This is a genomic window from Neobacillus sp. SRL179, assembly GCF_984799095.1.
The window spans coordinates 2,162,354-2,179,820 of the sequence record NZ_OZ481792.1 but is presented as its reverse complement, the minus strand read 5'-3'; the positions used below and the strand labels follow the sequence as shown (position 1 = coordinate 2,179,820).

20 protein-coding genes and 1 other annotated feature are annotated in these 17,467 nt (G+C 36.5%); of the genes, 4 read left to right on the top strand and 16 right to left on the bottom strand.

Annotated elements, in window-relative coordinates; translation table 11 throughout:
- Positions 1 to 88: 88 nt before the first annotated feature.
- The 6 genes from metG to AC4E8C_RS10770 all read right to left on the bottom strand — a co-directional run bounded on the left by metG (position 89) and on the right by AC4E8C_RS10770 (position 6,387).
- Entirely contained in the window at positions 89 to 1,723 is a 1,635-nt protein-coding gene (gene metG / locus AC4E8C_RS10795) for a methionine--tRNA ligase (protein ID WP_490212107.1), read from the bottom strand.
- 60 nt (positions 1,724 to 1,783) lie between these two features.
- Positions 1,784 to 2,056 (bottom strand) — a binding site (T-box leader).
- Between the two features lie 91 nt (positions 2,057 to 2,147).
- Complete coding sequence (locus AC4E8C_RS10790; RefSeq protein WP_490212525.1) at positions 2,148 to 2,624, bottom strand: hypothetical protein; 477 nt, start codon at positions 2,622 to 2,624, stop codon at positions 2,148 to 2,150.
- Positions 2,625 to 2,793: 169 nt separating this feature from the next.
- Entirely contained in the window at positions 2,794 to 4,401 is a 1,608-nt protein-coding gene (locus tag AC4E8C_RS10785) for a DUF4352 domain-containing protein (protein ID WP_490212106.1), read from the bottom strand.
- Positions 4,398 to 5,270 carry an ABC transporter permease subunit gene (locus AC4E8C_RS10780; protein WP_490212105.1) on the bottom strand — a complete coding sequence of 291 codons (873 nt, stop codon included), beginning with the start codon at positions 5,268 to 5,270 and terminating at the stop codon, positions 4,398 to 4,400. The genes AC4E8C_RS10785 and AC4E8C_RS10780 overlap by 4 nt, the downstream gene beginning before the upstream one ends.
- Positions 5,271 to 5,427: 157 nt before the next feature.
- Complete coding sequence (locus tag AC4E8C_RS10775; RefSeq protein ID WP_490212104.1) at positions 5,428 to 5,868, bottom strand: GNAT family N-acetyltransferase; 441 nt, start codon at positions 5,866 to 5,868, stop codon at positions 5,428 to 5,430.
- Between the two features lie 75 nt (positions 5,869 to 5,943).
- A complete protein-coding gene (locus AC4E8C_RS10770; protein WP_490212103.1) occupies positions 5,944 to 6,387 on the bottom strand; it encodes an SRPBCC family protein in 444 nt (147 codons plus the stop codon).
- A gap of 142 nt (positions 6,388 to 6,529) precedes the next feature.
- Here AC4E8C_RS10770 and AC4E8C_RS10765 point away from each other — a divergent pair, with 142 nt between their 5' ends.
- Positions 6,530 to 6,682: a lmo0937 family membrane protein gene (locus tag AC4E8C_RS10765; protein WP_490212102.1), complete on the top strand. Its 153-nt coding sequence runs from the start codon at positions 6,530 to 6,532 to the stop codon at positions 6,680 to 6,682.
- A gap of 103 nt (positions 6,683 to 6,785) precedes the next feature.
- On the opposite strand, the gene AC4E8C_RS10760 is transcribed toward AC4E8C_RS10765, so the two are convergent.
- On the bottom strand, positions 6,786 to 7,199 hold the full coding sequence (locus tag AC4E8C_RS10760; RefSeq protein ID WP_490212101.1) for a RidA family protein: 414 nt from the start codon (positions 7,197 to 7,199) through the stop codon (positions 6,786 to 6,788).
- Positions 7,200 to 7,457: 258 nt separating this feature from the next.
- On the opposite strand from AC4E8C_RS10760, the gene AC4E8C_RS10755 reads away from it, so the two are divergent.
- Positions 7,458 to 8,135 carry a DUF421 domain-containing protein gene (locus AC4E8C_RS10755; protein WP_490212100.1) on the top strand — a complete coding sequence of 226 codons (678 nt, stop codon included), beginning with the start codon at positions 7,458 to 7,460 and terminating at the stop codon, positions 8,133 to 8,135.
- Between the two features lie 162 nt (positions 8,136 to 8,297).
- Here the strand turns inward: AC4E8C_RS10755 and AC4E8C_RS10750 are convergent, their stop codons facing one another.
- The 7 genes from AC4E8C_RS10750 to AC4E8C_RS10720 form a co-directional block, all read right to left on the bottom strand.
- Positions 8,298 to 8,771: a hypothetical protein gene (locus AC4E8C_RS10750; protein ID WP_490212099.1), complete on the bottom strand. Its 474-nt coding sequence runs from the start codon at positions 8,769 to 8,771 to the stop codon at positions 8,298 to 8,300.
- Between the two features lie 191 nt (positions 8,772 to 8,962).
- A complete protein-coding gene (locus AC4E8C_RS10745) occupies positions 8,963 to 9,829 on the bottom strand; it encodes a polysaccharide deacetylase family protein (protein ID WP_490212098.1) in 867 nt (288 codons plus the stop codon).
- Between the two features lie 8 nt (positions 9,830 to 9,837).
- Complete coding sequence (gene pgaD, locus AC4E8C_RS10740; RefSeq protein ID WP_490212097.1) at positions 9,838 to 10,287, bottom strand: poly-beta-1,6-N-acetyl-D-glucosamine biosynthesis protein PgaD; 450 nt, start codon at positions 10,285 to 10,287, stop codon at positions 9,838 to 9,840.
- On the bottom strand, positions 10,248 to 11,483 hold the full coding sequence (gene pgaC / locus AC4E8C_RS10735; protein WP_490212096.1) for a poly-beta-1,6-N-acetyl-D-glucosamine synthase: 1,236 nt from the start codon (positions 11,481 to 11,483) through the stop codon (positions 10,248 to 10,250). The genes pgaD and pgaC overlap by 40 nt, the downstream gene beginning before the upstream one ends.
- A 337-nt stretch (positions 11,484 to 11,820) precedes the next feature.
- A complete protein-coding gene (locus AC4E8C_RS10730; protein ID WP_490212095.1) occupies positions 11,821 to 12,591 on the bottom strand; it encodes a TSUP family transporter in 771 nt (256 codons plus the stop codon).
- A gap of 112 nt (positions 12,592 to 12,703) precedes the next feature.
- A complete protein-coding gene (locus AC4E8C_RS10725) occupies positions 12,704 to 13,330 on the bottom strand; it encodes an NUDIX hydrolase (RefSeq protein WP_490212094.1) in 627 nt (208 codons plus the stop codon).
- Positions 13,331 to 13,498: 168 nt separating this feature from the next.
- Positions 13,499 to 13,756 (bottom strand): hypothetical protein, encoded by a 258-nt coding sequence (locus AC4E8C_RS10720; protein WP_490212093.1) that lies wholly within the window; start codon positions 13,754 to 13,756, stop codon positions 13,499 to 13,501.
- 293 nt (positions 13,757 to 14,049) lie between these two features.
- Between AC4E8C_RS10720 and AC4E8C_RS10715 the strand changes: the two genes are divergently transcribed.
- Positions 14,050 to 14,397, top strand: a complete 348-nt coding sequence (locus AC4E8C_RS10715; protein ID WP_490212092.1) for a PadR family transcriptional regulator — start codon at positions 14,050 to 14,052, stop codon at positions 14,395 to 14,397.
- Positions 14,384 to 15,400: an HAAS signaling domain-containing protein gene (locus AC4E8C_RS10710; protein WP_490212091.1), complete on the top strand. Its 1,017-nt coding sequence runs from the start codon at positions 14,384 to 14,386 to the stop codon at positions 15,398 to 15,400. Before AC4E8C_RS10715 ends, AC4E8C_RS10710 begins: the two co-directional genes overlap by 14 nt.
- A gap of 102 nt (positions 15,401 to 15,502) precedes the next feature.
- Here the strand turns inward: AC4E8C_RS10710 and AC4E8C_RS10705 are convergent, their stop codons facing one another.
- Both AC4E8C_RS10705 and AC4E8C_RS10700 read right to left on the bottom strand, forming a co-directional pair.
- On the bottom strand, positions 15,503 to 16,327 hold the full coding sequence (locus AC4E8C_RS10705; protein ID WP_490212090.1) for an aldo/keto reductase: 825 nt from the start codon (positions 16,325 to 16,327) through the stop codon (positions 15,503 to 15,505).
- A 44-nt stretch (positions 16,328 to 16,371) separates the two neighbouring features.
- Complete coding sequence (locus AC4E8C_RS10700) at positions 16,372 to 17,397, bottom strand: threonine aldolase family protein (RefSeq protein ID WP_490212089.1); 1,026 nt, start codon at positions 17,395 to 17,397, stop codon at positions 16,372 to 16,374.
- Positions 17,398 to 17,467: the final 70 nt, after the last annotated feature.

Below are 17,467 nucleotides of genomic sequence, written 5' to 3'. Positions count from 1 at the left end.
TTGTCTCATCTCCCATTTCTGATTATACTGTTCAGACATGGAAATAGTAATACTTGATTTTGATAAACTTTTATAAGGGGTATAATTTTTATAAAGATTGTGTTTTTAATTTTTCCAATTCCTCTTCGATTCTTGCTGGATTTAATCGTTCAAACAATGGTTCTACGTTTGATAAATGCTGTTGTTCAACCAGAAAGGGTCTCCATTCTTTTACTGTTATAGATAACATGTTCTTCACGTTACTACTGGAAAAAGGAAGGAACGGGGTTAAAATGTGTGCTAAATTAGCAATTAAGTAGACGCAATTTGCTAAAGTTTGCAGGCAAGACTCTTGATCATCCTTAATCTGCTTCCAAGGTTGCTGCTCATCAAAATATTTGTTCGAGAATCTCACCACCTCAAATACCTTCTCTAGTCCTTGCTTGAAGGAAGAATTTTCAATACAACTACCCACTTCACCGTATAATTGCTGAACTTTATCTTGAATAGCAGGCGTTATGACTTGATCAGGAATCAACCCATCCAATGACTTCTCAATAAATTTCAACGTCCGATTGACGAAATTTCCATACGCCCCCAGTAACTCACTATTATGACTATAAATAAATTCCTTCCAAGAAAAATCGGCATCCCGACTTTCTGGTGCGTTAATGGTTAAAAAGTAGCGAATCGAATCAGGCTCGTATCTTTCCAAGATGTCAGGAACCCATACGGCCCAATTTTTACTTGTGGACAATTTCTTCTTTTCCAATGTCAAATACTCATTTGAAACAATATGTGTGGGTAATGGTTCTTTCCCTAAACCAGCCAAGATCCCTGCCCAAATAATCGAATGGAACGGGATATTATCCTTCCCGTGGACGTAATAGGACGTCGTCGTTCCATGCCAAAAAGATGAGTCATCTTGATTGTTTTCCTGTGCCCATAGCTTGCTAGCTGTGTAATATCCAGAAACTGCTTCTATCCAAACGTAGATTTTTTTCTCTTCATAACCTGCTACTGGAACACTCACTCCAATTGGCAAATCCCTTGAAACTGCGCGATCTTGCAAGCCTTCCCTTAAATATCTTTTGGTCAAAGAAATAGCATTATCGCGCCAAAGGTGTTTGTTTTCAGCTTCTTGTGTATAGTTTTCCAACCTTTCTTGTAATGAACTTAACGAAAAGTAAAAATGCTCTGTTGTTCTAGTTGTGGGTGAATTTCCGCAGATCTTACATTTTCTATCAAGTAAATCAAGTGGTTCTAACACGCTAGAACAGGCATCACATTGATCACCTCGTGCATTTGCACCACAGTGAGGACAAATTCCTTCAACATATCGATCAGGTAAAAATTGCTGATCATATTCACAAAATGTTTGTTCTATTTCCTTTTTAAATATAAGACCCTTTTTAAGTAATTCCAAAAAGATCTCTTGAACGATTTTATGATGGTGGAGGGTATCAGTCCTTGTATAGGTATCGTAAGAGAATCCTAGTTTTGAAAAACATTCGGCAAATTCTTGATGATAACGATCGGCAATTTCTTTAGGTGAAACCCCTTCTTGTCTTGCTCTAATGGTAATAGGTGTTCCATTACAATCACTTCCTGATACATATAAAACTTCTTCACCCTTTAAACGGTAATATCTAGCTAGAATGTCCCCAGGCAGTAAACTCGAAATATGACCTAGATGCAAGGAACCATTCGCATATGCCCAAGCACCACCAATAAAAATACTCATGGTAAAACCTCCAGAATTTAATTTTTTAAAAACAAAAAAACCTCGTCCTCAACTGTAATAGTTAAGGACGAGGTTTGAATTCCACGTGATACCACCTTATTTCACAAATGGTTCACACCATTTGCCTTAGCAAGTACGGAGTAAAATACTACTCTTATACTGTGACATTGGTAACGAGTGCCAAAACTCGTCGTATCCTACTAATACTAAAATGTATGTTCAGTACGAAGCTCAGAGACCATTGTTCAAATAAGTGTTTTTGCTTCTTTTCAGCACCTGAAGCTCTCTGTGGAAAAACAACATCATTTTACTTTTTCTCTTCATTGCCTTTATTTGATAATTAAAAATAGTTTATTCAATAATTCCCGTAAAGTCAATATGAAAATATTTTTTACAAATAAAGCATCTCTAATAGCAGAGACGCCTAATAGTAAAAATTAAACCTTCTTACTCTCTCAATCAAATATTGTACTCCATATAATAAATACGCCTTATAGTGCAAGTATATAAAAAATTGGAAATGATTTAACCGATTAAGACGGATGATTTTTAACCTTTTAAGAACGTCTATAAAAATAAATGCAAAAAGTCCATCAAAAATTGCATTTAGTAATACAAATTTCTTAAAGTTTCCATATGATAGTTTAAGTACCCATAAGGACATAGGCATATAAGGACCGATGCTAAATGGTAGTTCATCCTTTAAAAAGGATTTCCGTTTATCGTAAAACTTCCACCACTTCCGCTTGTGTCCATACAAATGATTTAAAATTTCAAAAAAGACAATAAAAACACCCGCATTCGAAAAGCGTTTTAAATTACGTTTTCCTAGAAATAACAACGATAACCATGGAATAATGATGATAGAAAGATTAAATAGTAAGTGACGTTTTTTCATTATAACAATTACACCTCAACCAACTTTTTCTAGTCTGTTTTTTATAGTATCCAACTATTATCAAAAAATCCCAGTATTTAGTTTCTGCATGCAAAAAAGCGCATCATTTTTGATGTGCTTTTAGGTTTTTTGTTTTTAGGATTTCATTTTCTTCAGTCTAGCAAGCTTACTGTCATTGTAAGTCTATCAACGTTTGATTCATTTCCATGTATGGGGTATACCGCAGCTTTAGGGACTCATTAATTGGCTGCTCAAAGGCAAGTGTCCCCGATATCTTTTCTCCTGCCGCTAACTCCCCAGACCCTAAGGTTGTTTGGATATCAATCATAAGCAAGGGCTGTTCAAACGCTTCGCCTTCCTTGTTAATTATTTCGAAGTAATGCGGAGCGTATCGTACATTCTCTGGCCCTGTATTCTTAATTTCAACAGTTACAATAATAAATTCATTTCCACCTTTTGGTTTTTCTTTTGCATCACCGTTTGATTTTTCTACTTTTGTGACCATTACGGATGAATACGTTAATGGAATTTCTTCCCCAATCTTATAAGTTTTTTTCCTTTCACCTTGTGTTGATTCATCTACCGCTGGCAAATTGGTCGCAACCTCTTTGCTGGGGTTCTCAGGTTTCGTTTCCTTACCGATCTTTGTTTCTACTTTTTCATGAGCAACAAACATCCCAGCTATGAGGATGACCGCTACACCCCATCCCCATGTCCAGCTTTTCTTTCCAAGTAACCTTTTCTTCGTTCCTTTCTCCACCACGTATACTGCCCCATGTTGAATTGGATTCTTACCCACAAGTTCAAAACCACTTCTCACGACATCCTCGGATGAAGACTCATTAGCCGCCTTTTTCTTTCGATTCTTTTTACTCGTAACGAAACCATACATATTTTCTTCTACTTCTTTTTTCATCCCATTTACAATCAAGATAACGACTAGAAATCCCAAAATTGGTCCGAATATGGTCCAGGGTGCTTGGATAAAGTCATTTAAATTTTGCCCAATTAAGCCGGCCCATTCATTGGATAAAGAAGCATCCTTTGGCGGTTCATCATATCCAAATACTCCACCCTTTGTTAGTCCTCCTAAATAAAAACCAAAAATACCGAGATGCATAGTAACCTGCAAGCTGCTTAATAACTGCTGGAAAGTAAATAAGACGCCGTATGAACGAAAATAGGGCATTAAATGTGTTCGAATAATATGTAACTTACTAGCACCCATCAATGACGAACTTTTCACAAAGGATGTTTTCATTAATTCATCGGTAATCTCGGATACAAAGATTGCCACAGAAGGAAAACCTAAAATAACTAAAATTAACAACTGATAAGCAACAACAGAATTACTTGGGTGATCAAAAAAACCCATGGATGGCATCATTAACACAATTCCTAAAAAAACGGATGGTATATACCTGAAAATAATGAAAAAGTCTTTAAAATATTTTTTCATAAAGGGGGTATATAGAGACAAGAAAACGCCCATAATTCCACCGAATAAAACCCTAAGTAAAGATACCACAAGGGCTGTAACGAGGGTGAATTTTGCACCATACAACAATAACAGATGCATATCCTGACCGTTACGATCCGTTCCTAAAAGATGTTCCGAAGATGGTGGAAACGGCGCTCTCCCAATAATATTCCCTTTTTCATCTGAAACAAGAATTTCCTTATTAAAATCAAGTGGCGCGTATAAGGGATATAGGTAACTTGCTAAAAAAAGAAGGAGTAGGATGAGAGCGCCAATTACTGTTTTTCTATACTTTCTCATAAACTACTGCCCTCCTTCCCTTCATAGAACTTATAAGTGAAGAAACTCAACGCTTCGATGATTAATAGCGGAAATGTAAACAGCAAAAGACAGATAACAAGTGCCAAGAATTCCCCACGCCCCATGGTGATCTGAAAGACTTTCGTAAATCCAGGGATGTTAAACATGAACTCTAAAAGATAAAGATTAGATAAAATAATCCAAATGCATGTTCTAAGTTGAATTATTAATAGCGGTATTAAGTTACGGAGCTTATGAACCATTAATATTTTGTACCGACTTATCCCTTTTGCTATGCCAAACTGGACATAATCCTTTAACTCCTCCTCTTCCGACTGTTTAAGTAGAAACTGCATTAGAAACAGCGCTGGTAGAAAGGAAACTGTGACGATGGGCACAAAATAAGGTTTATGCCCAAAATTCCCATATAACTGTAAGAACTTGAGCCCTGTAGTTTGATAGAGGGTTATGACGAAAAACTGAAACATAAAAATTATTAGTAAGTCTGGCACACCTTCAAAAAATTGGAGGACTTTCTTTACAATTCTGCCCATTTTCTTCGGCGCCATTTGGACCATAATGGATGCAATAATTCCGGTCGAAATCACAACCAAAACTGAGATAAATATAATGGTCATAGAATATCGATAACTTTCTAACCAATTTAGCTGGTCAAATACCATTAAAAGGTGTTGCTGATCATTGATCTCGGTTAATTTTTGAAAGCTGTTTTTTACATAGATCCAAAACGAATTTACGTTTAAGGTGAGTGTCTTCCTTATTCCTATCAAGGAGGGGATACCAAAAACAAAAATGATTCCCGATATCATCAGGAAGATTCTAAAGGGAAATTCTACTACCTTTTTCATTTTTCACCTCGATTTTATTTTAGTCTCAAGGGTTAGACCCCCCTAAATAAATTAGACGCTTTTTAATCGATTTTGTTTACAATTTTTTATAAAAAAGAAAAATAATAGTTTCATCATCAAAGAAGGCGAAGGTTTTTTTCCCTTCGCCTTTTTCACTTTAAAAATATTTAATATAATTTTCATAATGGTTAGATACTTGCATGCCCATATACTCATATAAAGCTTTTGCCTTATGATTGTCAGGTGCTGTTTCCAAAGTGACATACCTAGCTTGGCTGATTTCACAAAACTTAAATACTTCCTCCATTAATGCTTTGGCAACGCCTTTTTTTCGATAGGCCGCATCCACGTATAAATCATTAAGTATGTATGCTTTTTGCAAACCGACAGATGAAAAGGTTGGATATAACTGCACAAAACCAGCCCCTTTTTCTCCATCCAAGGCTACAAAAATAGTGGACTCTTCATTTTGAATTCTTGCTTGGATAAAGTCTTTTGCCCCCTCCAAATCACTAGGTTGTTCGTAAAACATCCGATAAGCATTAAATAAAGGAACTATTTTCTCCGATAAACTGATAGTTGCTTTGACTATTTGCATTTTTCAATCTCCTTTTTGATTCAAAGAGGTTCAAAGGGACGGTTCTCTTGATCTAAAATTGCCTTCATTCGAACCCTAAAATACCAATGATGCTCTCAAATTACTTACGCCGTGCTCCAAATAAGCCTTTAAACAAGATAACATGTACACCCAACCTTCTTTTTGTCCTATAAGGATGTTTACTAGTTTTGGGTTATCTTCTTGAAAACCTGATTCGGTTACTTCTATAATACTGTCCTTATCGTCCAACTCATTTAAAGTGATCGTTACAACTGTTCCTTCCCCATTTTCTCCACCCCAGGTAAACACAATTTTCTTATTTTCCTGGATTTCTATTACTTTAATAACTACTTTTGCTTCATATTCATCATACCTACATGTTACAGTTCTGCCTGCTTCCCATCTAGTTGAACTAGAAGTAAACCAAAAGTTTCCGATCTTTACAGGATCGACTATTGCTTCAAACACTTCGTTTGCTGAATTATGTATTTTAAATTTCGTTGTAATTTGGGTAACCATAAAGTACCTACCTTTATATTTCATTAGTTTTTTTAAAAAATCATGACAAAATGGACAATAGTCAGCAAAAGTAAAATTACTTTTGTTATTTATGGGTATTATACTCTTAAGAAAATATTTTTTGATGAAAGAAGGGATTATCATGATTTGGACGATTGTTGGTTTATTGCTATTATTTTGGATCCTTGGGCTAGTCTTCCATATCGCGGGTGGACTTATTCACCTTCTATTAGTAATTGCTGCCGTGGTGGTAATTTTTAAATTTATCTCAGGGAGAACAAGGAATAAAGCTTAAAGAATTAATAGAACAAACCCGATAAAGTGCTAGACACTTCTTTCTATATAGAGGTGATCTAGCACTTTATTTTTTCTCTATTATCTAGAGTTTAATTGGACGGTTATTTTAAAGAGTCTGCGACTGCTGCCACCGCTTCGACTTCAACTAATTGATTTTTATAACCTAAAACAGTTACTCCAGATAAGGTACTTGGAACATCGTGATCACCAAATTCTTTTCTAATTTCCTCCCAAGCTGTAACCAAATCAAACTGATTCGTTGACGCTACGAGAACTCTTGTGTAGACAACACTTTCCAGAGTGGCACCACATTCTTTTAGTGCTTCCTTTAAATTCTCCACACAAAGTTTTGCCTGTAGACGATAGTCACCTATATTAGAAACTCTCCCACTTTGATTAAGAGGACAGGCACCCGCTAGAAAGAGTAGATTCATCCCCGCCGGAACTTTGCTAGCATACGCATAATCAACCTGTGGTAAATTTGCTGAATGAATAAGCGATATTTTATTACGCATTTTGATGTCTTCCTTTCTTTGTGGCCTTTAACGAAGATTCTAGCAGTGTTTCAACTACTAGCCCTTCTAATGATCAGTTAGCTTAATTACTCTTTTCGACATCATAAAACGTAATTCCTACTTATTGATTAAATATTAGGCTGAGAATTTATATTCCTCCCACCACTACCAAACCATATTTATGTATCAATATTATTAAAGCGTAACAAAATAGTAAGAGACCAATAACAGGTATTTTCAGAGGAGACAAATATTTTTATGTACAAAGATATAGCGTTGGAATTGACGGTCGGATTTCTTACCCTTCTTATAGTCTTAAAACTACTGGGAAAAATTCAATTTTCACAGGTAACGCCTTTTGATTTTATAACAGGATTAGTGATGGGCAATTTTGTAGGAGATGCCATATTTGACGGTAAAACAGGATTAAAAGAAATTCTGTTTACAATTTTCTTTTGGGGATTGCTAATATATTGCACCGAATTCTTAACACAGAAGTCCTCTTTTTTTAGATCCTTATTAGAAGGGTCACCCACCATCTTAGTTAATAAGGGCCAGATTCTTTATAAGGCTTTGAGAAAAAATCATATTGATTTAAATCAATTACAACAATTCATGAGAAAGCAGGGTTACTTTTCAATCTATGAGGCTGAATATGTCATTCTCGAACGTGACGGACAAATTAGTGTAGCTCCGAAACATCCATATGGAGCTCCTAAAAACCAAGACTTAAAAATACCGGAAGAACCGGTTACCTTGGCATTTGCGCTGATCATGGATGGGAAATTGATCGAATCAAATCTGAAAGAGGCTGGTTTAAATGAGGAGTGGCTTAAAAAGGAATTATCAAAGAAACACATAAAGGAATACAAAGAAATATTTTATGCAGAATGGGAGGAAAACCGAGGTTTAAACCTAACTAAATACATAGAATAATGGTCCTTCTATCAAGAAAAAAAGAGTTTAAATCCATCAATTTAAACTCTTTTTTATGAGTTTGTGAAATTAATGTATAGTAATAGAATTAACTGGGTTGGCAAGATTAATTAATTTTCCCCAAAAGAAAAAGCTGCCATGGCAGCCTGTGTTGATAGAAGATTATTTATCTTTTTGCAATAAATGATCAACTCTTGTTTTCATTGTAAAAATCACTGTTTTCTTATAGCGTGCCGCAATTAGTAGGATCCGTATTTGTTCGGATCGGGTAAGATTCTTAAAACGGGGCTCTTGTTTCAAGAAGGTTCTTACGATTGACCAACTTGGCGGCATTAAAGGAAAGTCATCTAGCGGTTGTTTGTTTCGAAGACGATGAAACCACGATATTATTCCAGCGGATCCACTCTTATCAACTATACAGGGAGCATAAATATTTTTGGTGTGTTTTTTAAGGGATTCGAAACGATCATGCCCACTCAAAATTATATAACTGTCATCCTTCCGACTCTTTTTAACAACCAAAACATACATGCAGTCCCACATTAATCTCTGCAGTTTTTTAAAATGCTCGGTCATTTTCAGTGATAGGTCAGGTTTGATTTTGTCCAGTGGTATATACTGAATCGTGAATTTCATACTAAGCCCCTCCTGTTTTATAATGGATTACTTCTCAATTACTTGAGTTTTCCAGCAGGTTCGAAGTAAGATTATTTCCTTTGTTAAATTTTTAAATTTAAGTAGTATACATATATATGAAAGTGGCGCATGTCACATACAAAATAAATTAAAATTTTTATTCATCAGACCCGTTTATTTTTAAGCTGCTATTAAGGAAGACGTGTGGGATTCATCCAATCTCTCACGTTTTCCTTAAATACCTCTTTATTCACAAGGATGCGATTCATCCAATACCGATCATTAGATGGAGTTATCGATCTAGGTGCAAGAATGAAAGCACTTTTAAATCCACTCCGCTGAATAACCACAGCTAAGTCATCTCTTCCATTTCCATATGGGTAGGCAAAGTCCTTTACTTGAACTCCTAATTCTTTCTCTATCGTTTTTTTGCTACGTAAAAGGTCCTCCTCAAATGCAGGAAGGTTTTCTTTTATGAAAAATATCGGTTGCTCGCCAACTAATTTATGCATGTCATACGTATGAGAGCCCACTGTTGCCAATCCGCTATCTACCATTTCCTGCAGTTGGTCCCAAGAAGCAAGCTGTAAATTGTCAAAGTTATTACCTACATGTCCAGCTATAACAAATAATGTAAATGGAATATTGTTTTCTTTCAAAATTGGATAGGCATTTTTAAACATGGAAATGTCAATATCATCAAACGAAACCCAAACACATCGTTTGGGAAACTGCCTCGTTTCTTGAGCTTGTCTGATTTCCTCCGGATTTAAAAATACCGCTTTTTGTTTCTTAAGCCATTCAATCTGTTTTCTAAATTCATCTTCATATACGTTATACATGGTTAACTCATCTGTGCCTGTTAGAAATTCAATTGATTTATTAAACAAATTATCTTTCCGGACACGATGGTAGGTTAAACCAAGACAGCCATCCTTATCAAGTTCTTCAGGAAAACTCATGGCTGGTTTAGAAAAATCCGTATTTACATAAAGGTGATAACCACCTATCCCACCCACGATCAATAGTAGACAAATGCCAAAAATAATTTTTTTCAAAAAACCACCTATTTTCGAATATCTTTTATCGGGTTTTTCTCAAAAACTACAACCCTTGATTGATGTAACAATTGAAAATCCTTTTCATCCATAAGTCCAAGACTCAAAATATCCTTTTTTGTGGTTGGAATGGGTTGAGTTCTCCTATTTAAAGAACCAAACCTTTTGAGGTTATAATTCTTCCAGCTCCAGAGAACGATATAAAAAATAAGCCAAATACAAAAGACGATCCACATAAATGACCGAATTTCCTTATTTGTCATTTTAAATGCAGTCTTTATTAGACTGATATATGGAGGATTAACATTAACAAGTGCACTAATAAAAAAAGCAACAACTCCAGCACAATATAACCAAACAAAAATAGAAAAGATCGTAATTATGACTTCCCGATACCAATTTATTTTCGTCTGGATAATTAACTTATTTTTCGATCCCCTCTGTCTGGACTTGACCATGTCGCATAACCCCCTTTTACTCTTGATTTAATCGCTTTAGGAAGAGCAAAAATAACAATAAAAGCATTCAGAATCCAATACATGACAGGATACCAGGCTGCCCATAGGTAGTACTTGGTAATATTGTCATACCTGGAATCCACTTTTATTGAGACAAACAACTGGATTAAACTCATAAAAACAAGAGCAAAAGATGAAAACGTAAGCCAAATAAATAGCTGTTGAATGGTGGACGCGGTAAAAAAATAAAAAAGGGTGACAAATACCCATGATAAGGACCAAAGCAAACTAACCCATTGCTCCAAATAGACTGGCCAAATCCTTCTTTGGCGCCAGTCAAATAGGATCCGCCAATATCTCAGCATCACCTCATGCCCGCCTTGGGCCCAGCGAATTCTTTGTTTCCAGATCCCACTGATGGTTTCGGGAACTAGCATCCAGCACAATGCACGTGGTTCATAGCGAATGTCCCAAAATCGCTGCTGCAGCTTCCATGAAACGGCAATGTCCTCTGTAATCATATCGCGATCCCATAATCCCACATCTACTAGTGCTTTTTTACGAAAGGCCACAACGACACCGGAAACGGTCATAATTTTCCCGAGTATTCTTTGGGTTCGTTTTATAGCGCCGATAATGGATGCATATTCTACAATTTGTATACGCCCAATCAATGTATCACGATTACGAATTCTTGGATTGCCTGTCACTGCCCCCAATCTTTCTCCTTTATGAAGGAAGTGGTAGATAAGATAATGTGCGGCGTATGGATCTAATATTGCATCAGAATCCACGCAAACAATAAACTCACCCTTAGAGGCATGGCAGGCAATATGCAGTGCATTTGCCTTTCCCCTATTTTCTTGACAATCGATGATTTTAAGTTCCTTATGTTGCTGTACAAGTCGCCGAAGGATCTTGAAGGTGTTGTCGTTACTTCCATCATTCACGACAATAATTTCTTTTTTGGGGTATTTAATTTTCGTCATATGTTGAATCGTTTCTTCGATGGTTTCTTCTTCGTTATAGCATGGAATGACAATGCTAATCAGCGGCCACTCCATTTTGTCAAAATCAAGTGCGCTATCTTTTTCACGGTATTTGAAAAATAAACTAGAACCCGTTATCCAAATCAATGACATGATTAATGGGTACCAAAACACAAACTGTGACAAATCATTTATCGTTTTTTCCATTTTTCACCTATTATCTAAAGAAGTTATACCAGTCCACACGAAGAAAATGATAAATTGGTTGAAAACGAAAAGTATTTCCGAAAACCATCCATGTTAAACTATTTTTCCGATTCACTGGTACTTATATGCATTACAAAAAACTTTCAAGGAGTTTCATACTTTTGTGTTGTTATTGTGGGAGGCCTGGGTGATAGATCATGCTATTTTTACGTACTCTCTGGCAATGGAACCCCTTTTCATTTACCGTCACTAGGCTTTTTTCAATCGGTCGGGCAATGGAGCTCTATCACTTCCCCACAAAAGGATTCTACTATAGTACCACTTAAATGATCTTCCTTTATTTATAGAAATAATCATAGGTGTTTTTAGCAAGTAATAAGAAGGTGACGACAATAAATAGGATCCGAACATAGCTGCTGCCACGTTTAATGGCAAATTGGGAGCCGCAAATGGAACCTGCCACTTGTGCAATCCCCATAGGTATACCATAGGCATAATTGACTTGACCTAAATACATAAACATGAGTAGTGCAGCAATATTACTTCCAAAGTTTAGAAACTTGGCATTCCCTGCCGCCTTCAAAAAATCAAAGCCAATCATTAAAAAAGCAAACATTAAAAAAGAGCCAGTCCCAGGACCTAAAAAGCCATCATAGAAGCCAATCGCAAAGATTGCAATTGTAAAAATGAGAAAGTGACGAATTGATAATTTTTTGAAGGTAGAAATACTGCCCCAATCTTTCTTGAATATCGTATAAATCGCAACCGCTGCCAGCATCACAAGCATAAGTGGCTTTAGAAGTTCAGGATTGATTAAATGGACAGTCCAGGCACCTATCATCGAGCCAATAAATGTTAGTGGAAATAACTTATATACAGATTTTACATCTAGCTTGCCTGAGCGATAAAACATAATTGTACTCGTTAATGAACCGATAGAACCGGCAAGTTTATTTGTGGCAACAGATGCAGCTGGCGTCAGACCGGTAAATAATAATGCTGGTAAGGCAATAAGTCCGCCACCGCCTACAACTGAATCAATAAATGCGGCCAAAAAGCCAAAAACAATTAATACCATAAGTAATGATGGATCTAAATGAAATAACATCTTAATCAACCTTTCTCTATGTAACTATTCAATAGTACTCAATGAATTTACTAATGTAAATAGTCACATTATTAAAAAAAGGGGGACTAAATGGAGATTAGGATGTTTAATTTCATTTACGCAATTCATCTTTTATTTTTTGAATAATCGTTTGATAATACGTTCCTGGGTGTGGAACAAAATGGACTCTGCTTACTTCTTTATCAATTAAGGTAGGATTGTTATCCTTATGTATTTCATAACCTACGATTCTAATCGTAGCTTTTTTTCCTGTCCATAGCTCTAGAAAATCATTAAATTTAGCTTTTACAATCCCGGCCACTTCTTCCTTTTGAAGGACAAATTCTTCAAGGGGTTGATTACATTTATAAAGAAATACGTTGGCTATCTCATTATCAATATAATTTCCTTGAATCGAACAATAATCCATGATTCCTAAAGAACGTAACTCTTGAAAAGGAACAGCTATTCCAAGTTCCTCTTTTATCTCTCTCACACCATCTTGGACCGTTTCATGGGCCAATAAATGTCCTGCAACTGTAATGTCTAAAAGATTAGGATGCTCCTTTTTCACTTCACTGCGAAGCTGCAAAATAATATAGTCGATGTTATTTTCATGAGTAACAAACCAACAATGAAAAACTTCATGCCAATATCCCTTTTCATGAACTTCCTTACGCGTTGACACACCTATTTCCTTCCGTTCCAGGTCAAAAATCTTGAGCAGCTCCTGTTCCATAGTACTTACTCCTTCTTCAATCCTATTTTTACTATCATACCTACGATTCGTTGTTAGTTAAAAATGTTATTTTCCACATCTTATCATAACTTTGTATCCTCAAGTAAAAGGAAAAGCGTGAATTCCTATTTGAATCCACGCTTAAAGGTTTCCTTGTCAACTACTGTCTTACTTAAGCAATTTTTTAAGCAGATCTGCTAAAGCTGTACTTGGTTGATTTGTGGGAGCTGGTGCAGATGTAGGATTTGATGTTGGAGAAGAAAATTGCTTTGTTAATGATTGCAATGTTTCCTGCCGCTTTTTCTTCATGCTATCTTTAAATTGTTGTCTTTTGCGTTTTTGGAGATTTTTCTTTAACAGATTTTTCAGAAGCAGTTCATTTTGTTGACGCAGCTGCTCTAACATGTCTTGGTTTAAATCACTCATATGTTTACTCACCTCCTTTAATGACAGATTAACCTGATCTCCATTTGCAACACCATGCCTAGACGCATAACTTATCCAAGGATATGTACAACCAACAATCTTTTTTCCATGGAATAATCTATGGGAAAATCTTTATACCTGCTTGTACTATTTTCCTAAAATAATATCTATTTTCCAAAAGAGCAGAAATAGACCCACTCCATATTTTTTTCATCAAATAGTACACATATTGCACTATTACTCATATCCTATTACTGTACGACATACAGTATAAGAAAACGAGGTGATTGACCATGAGTTCTTTGTTGGATTCATTTGCGACGGAACTAAGGAGAGGAACTCTTACCCTTGCCGTATTAAGCCAATTGCGTACCCCTCAATACGGCTATTCACTTGTACAGCTCCTTGAAGAAGCCGGGGTACCCATAGAACAAAGTACGCTGTATCCCCTCTTGCGCCGATTAGAGAAACAAGAGCTCGTGACAAGCAATTGGGATACAACCGAAAGTAGACCACGAAAGTATTACGTATTAACAAACTTTGGAACCGAGACTTACATGCAGTTAAAAAACGAATGGAAGAAGATGACGCTGGAACTTAAATCATTATTAAAAGGAGATGAGAACCTTGAATCTGATTGAGATTTATGTGTATGAAGTAACAAAAAGGCTCCCTGAAAAAATACGAAAAGATATTGCCATGGAGCTAACATCAACCATTGAGGATATGCTGCCAGAACATTATTCGGAGGAGGATGTGAAGGAGGCTCTTTCAAAACTTGGCAACCCGGCCGTGCTAGCGGATAGTTATCATGGTAAACCCAAGTATTTAATTGGTCCAAAAGTATACGATGTTTATATTCGAACCATGAAAATGGTCATCCCTTGGGCGATTTTCATTACCCTTCTCATTCATACGATCGGAAGTATTGTGACTTTTTCAGGTGAAGAGTCCATCCTTTCAGTCGCTATTCATACTTTTGGGTTTTTGATTGCTAAAGTGATCACTACTCTCATCCAAGTGTTCTTTTGGTTCACGATTGTATTTGTGGCTATCGAGAGGATAGGTTTATCAAAAGTAGAGCAGCCCCTTTCTGTTAAAAAAGAAAACTGGACCCCAGATGATTTGAATAAGGTCGTAATCATCCCGAGAAAAAAAGTAATATCTAAAGGAGAAATTATTTTTAGTTTCCTTTGGACAGTCATTTGGGGTATTATTTATTTCAATGCTGACCACCTAGCTGGCGTGTATCAATCAATCGACGGCCGCGGACTTCAATTTGTGATGCCAGTGTTTCAGCAAGATACCTTATTGTCCTATTGGCCGATTATTGCAGGTATTATGGTTTTGGAAATTGGCTTGGCTATTTATAAATGGACAGCTGCACAATGGAACATGAAGCTTGCCACGGTGAATACCATCATCCGAGTACTAAGTGCCATTACATTTATCTTCATAGCAAGTGATCCCCAATTAATTCATCCATCTTTCATTTCCTATCTATCTAATACTGTAAATGCTGATTCTCCTACTTTAGCAAGTGTCATCCACTGGGTTTGGCGGGCCATCGTGTTGGGTTGTGTTGTGTCCATCATTGTAGAAGTTTTCAATAGTTATCGAAAAGCTAAAATTAGCTCAAGATAGAGAACACTGAGTAAATTAACTAAATTCTACAGAATCTCACGGTCTTACAAGATAAAAAGCCCATTCCTTTATGCTGGAATGGGCTTCCTTGTTAGGCTGTGTTTAACGAACATTCATGGTGTTTGGATGGGAACCTTTACGTCGATTCCGGTTAATTTGATTAATTTGGTTCATTTCCTCTGTCGTTAATTCGAAATCAAACACATCCAAGTTTTCTTTAATTCTGGATGGTGTAACAGATTTTGGGATGACAATCGTATTATTTTGTAAATGCCAGCGTAAGACCGTTTGGGCAGGCGTTTTGCTATGGTCCTTAGCAAGCTTTTGAATGACTTCGTCTTGAAGTACTTCTCCACCCTGATCAAGAGGGCTCCATGCTTCCACAAAAATATTATGTTTAGCACAAAACTCTTTTATTTCGTTTTGAGCAAGGTACGGATGACACTCAATTTGGTTTAACACAGGTACGACTTCACATTCTTTTAAGAGCCGTTCTAAATGTTCAATTTCAAAATTACATACGCCAATCGCTTTAACACGCCCATCGTTATATAGCTTTTCTAATGCTTTATATGTATCAACATATTGATCAAATTCAGGTGTAGGCCAATGAATCAAGTATAAATCTACATACTCAAGACCTAATCTTTGTAAGCTTTCATCAAAGGCACGCAACGTATTTTCATATCCCTGGTCACTATTCCACACCTTTGTCGTAATAAATAACTCTTCACGCGGAACGGAGGATTCTTTAATTGCTTTTCCAACACCTGCTTCATTTTTATAAATCATGGCGGTGTCAATCGAACGATAACCTACTTCAAGTGCTGTCGCAACAGCTGTAGCTGCTTGATCATCGGATACCTGCCATACACCAAAACCAAGTTGCGGCATTTTTAATCCATTATTTAATGTTACATAGTTCATATCCATTTCCTCCTGTTAAATCAGTTTTAATTTATTTTGTTATACTATATTACCTTTTTCATTTCTTCAATAAACCCCTCAACCTTGTCTTCTTTTGTAGCCCAAGATGTCACGAGACGTATTGCCGAGTGATCGGTGTCTACTTTTTCCCAAATAAGGAAGGCGTAATTCTTTTGCAGTTCGGCGATGACAGCATTAGGGAGAATCGGAAAAAGTTGATTCGATGGTGAATGGGTGACAAATTTAATATTGGCGTTACTTAATTCAGTTCTTAGTTTATTTGCCATTTTATTGGCATGCTCCGCCAAATCAAAAAACAAATCATCCTTAAATAATTCTAAAAACTGTATTCCCAACAATCTCCCTTTGGCAAGAAGACCGCCTTTTTGCTTAATATGATAGCGAAAATCATCCTTAAGGGCATCACTACAAAGGACTAAAGCTTCCCCGATGAGTGCGCCATTTTTCGTCCCGCCAATATAAAAAGCATCCAGTAAGACTGGAAGATCGTGAAGTGTCAGGTCATTTTCTTCCGAACATAGTGCTGATCCTAATCTTGCCCCGTCCATAAACAAAAGAAGATGGTTTTCGCGGCAAAAAGCACTTAAGTCCTGTAGTTCTTTCTTTTTATAAATGGACCCTATCTCAGTTGAATTAGATATGTATACAAGCTTCGGTTTTACCATATGCTCATCCGGATGGCCATCAAGGACTGTTTGAACAAGCTCTGGTGTTAGTTTCCCATCTAGGGTTTCGATGGATAAAACCTTATGACCTGTTGCTTCAATCGCACCCGTCTCATGCCCTAATATGTGACCAGAACTTGCTGCCATCGCTGCTTCATGCGGCCTTAGAAAGGCTGAAATGGCCGTTAGATTCGTTTGGGTTCCTCCAGATAAAAGGTGAATATCAACATCTGGCTGCCCCATTTTTTCCTTTAACAACTCAATTGCTAGCAGCGTGTACCGGTCTTCCCCATATCCTTCCTCTTGTACCAAGTTTGATTCCATCAATGCCGACAAAATTCTTGGATGAGCGCCTTCACTGTAGTCATTCTTAAAGCTGTACATGATTGGTCTTCCCCCGTTTGATTATTTAAAAAAGTTTGCCATTTTATCGTATCATATCGTTTGCAATTTT

Bases quoted from the DNA above. Each gene is read 5' to 3' on its own strand.
- metG (WP_490212107.1), bottom strand. From the start codon at position 1,723: ATGAGTATTTTTATTGGTGGTGCTTGGGCATATGCGAATGGTTCCTTG.
- AC4E8C_RS10785 (WP_490212106.1), bottom strand. From the start codon at position 4,401: ATGAGAAAGTATAGAAAAACAGTAATTGGCGCTCTCATCCTACTCCTT.
- AC4E8C_RS10780 (WP_490212105.1), bottom strand. From the start codon at position 5,270: ATGAAAAAGGTAGTAGAATTTCCCTTTAGAATCTTCCTGATGATATCG.
- AC4E8C_RS10775 (WP_490212104.1), bottom strand. From the start codon at position 5,868: ATGCAAATAGTCAAAGCAACTATCAGTTTATCGGAGAAAATAGTTCCT.
- AC4E8C_RS10770 (WP_490212103.1), bottom strand. From the start codon at position 6,387: ATGGTTACCCAAATTACAACGAAATTTAAAATACATAATTCAGCAAAC.
- AC4E8C_RS10765 (WP_490212102.1), top strand. From the start codon at position 6,530: ATGATTTGGACGATTGTTGGTTTATTGCTATTATTTTGGATCCTTGGG.
- AC4E8C_RS10760 (WP_490212101.1), bottom strand. From the start codon at position 7,199: ATGCGTAATAAAATATCGCTTATTCATTCAGCAAATTTACCACAGGTT.
- AC4E8C_RS10755 (WP_490212100.1), top strand. From the start codon at position 7,458: ATGTACAAAGATATAGCGTTGGAATTGACGGTCGGATTTCTTACCCTT.
- AC4E8C_RS10750 (WP_490212099.1), bottom strand. From the start codon at position 8,771: ATGAAATTCACGATTCAGTATATACCACTGGACAAAATCAAACCTGAC.
- pgaD (WP_490212097.1), bottom strand. From the start codon at position 10,287: ATGGTCAAGTCCAGACAGAGGGGATCGAAAAATAAGTTAATTATCCAG.
- pgaC (WP_490212096.1), bottom strand. From the start codon at position 11,483: ATGGAAAAAACGATAAATGATTTGTCACAGTTTGTGTTTTGGTACCCA.
- AC4E8C_RS10730 (WP_490212095.1), bottom strand. From the start codon at position 12,591: ATGTTATTTCATTTAGATCCATCATTACTTATGGTATTAATTGTTTTT.
- AC4E8C_RS10725 (WP_490212094.1), bottom strand. From the start codon at position 13,330: ATGGAACAGGAGCTGCTCAAGATTTTTGACCTGGAACGGAAGGAAATA.
- AC4E8C_RS10720 (WP_490212093.1), bottom strand. From the start codon at position 13,756: ATGAGTGATTTAAACCAAGACATGTTAGAGCAGCTGCGTCAACAAAAT.
- AC4E8C_RS10715 (WP_490212092.1), top strand. From the start codon at position 14,050: ATGAGTTCTTTGTTGGATTCATTTGCGACGGAACTAAGGAGAGGAACT.
- AC4E8C_RS10705 (WP_490212090.1), bottom strand. From the start codon at position 16,327: ATGAACTATGTAACATTAAATAATGGATTAAAAATGCCGCAACTTGGT.
- AC4E8C_RS10700 (WP_490212089.1), bottom strand. From the start codon at position 17,397: ATGTACAGCTTTAAGAATGACTACAGTGAAGGCGCTCATCCAAGAATT.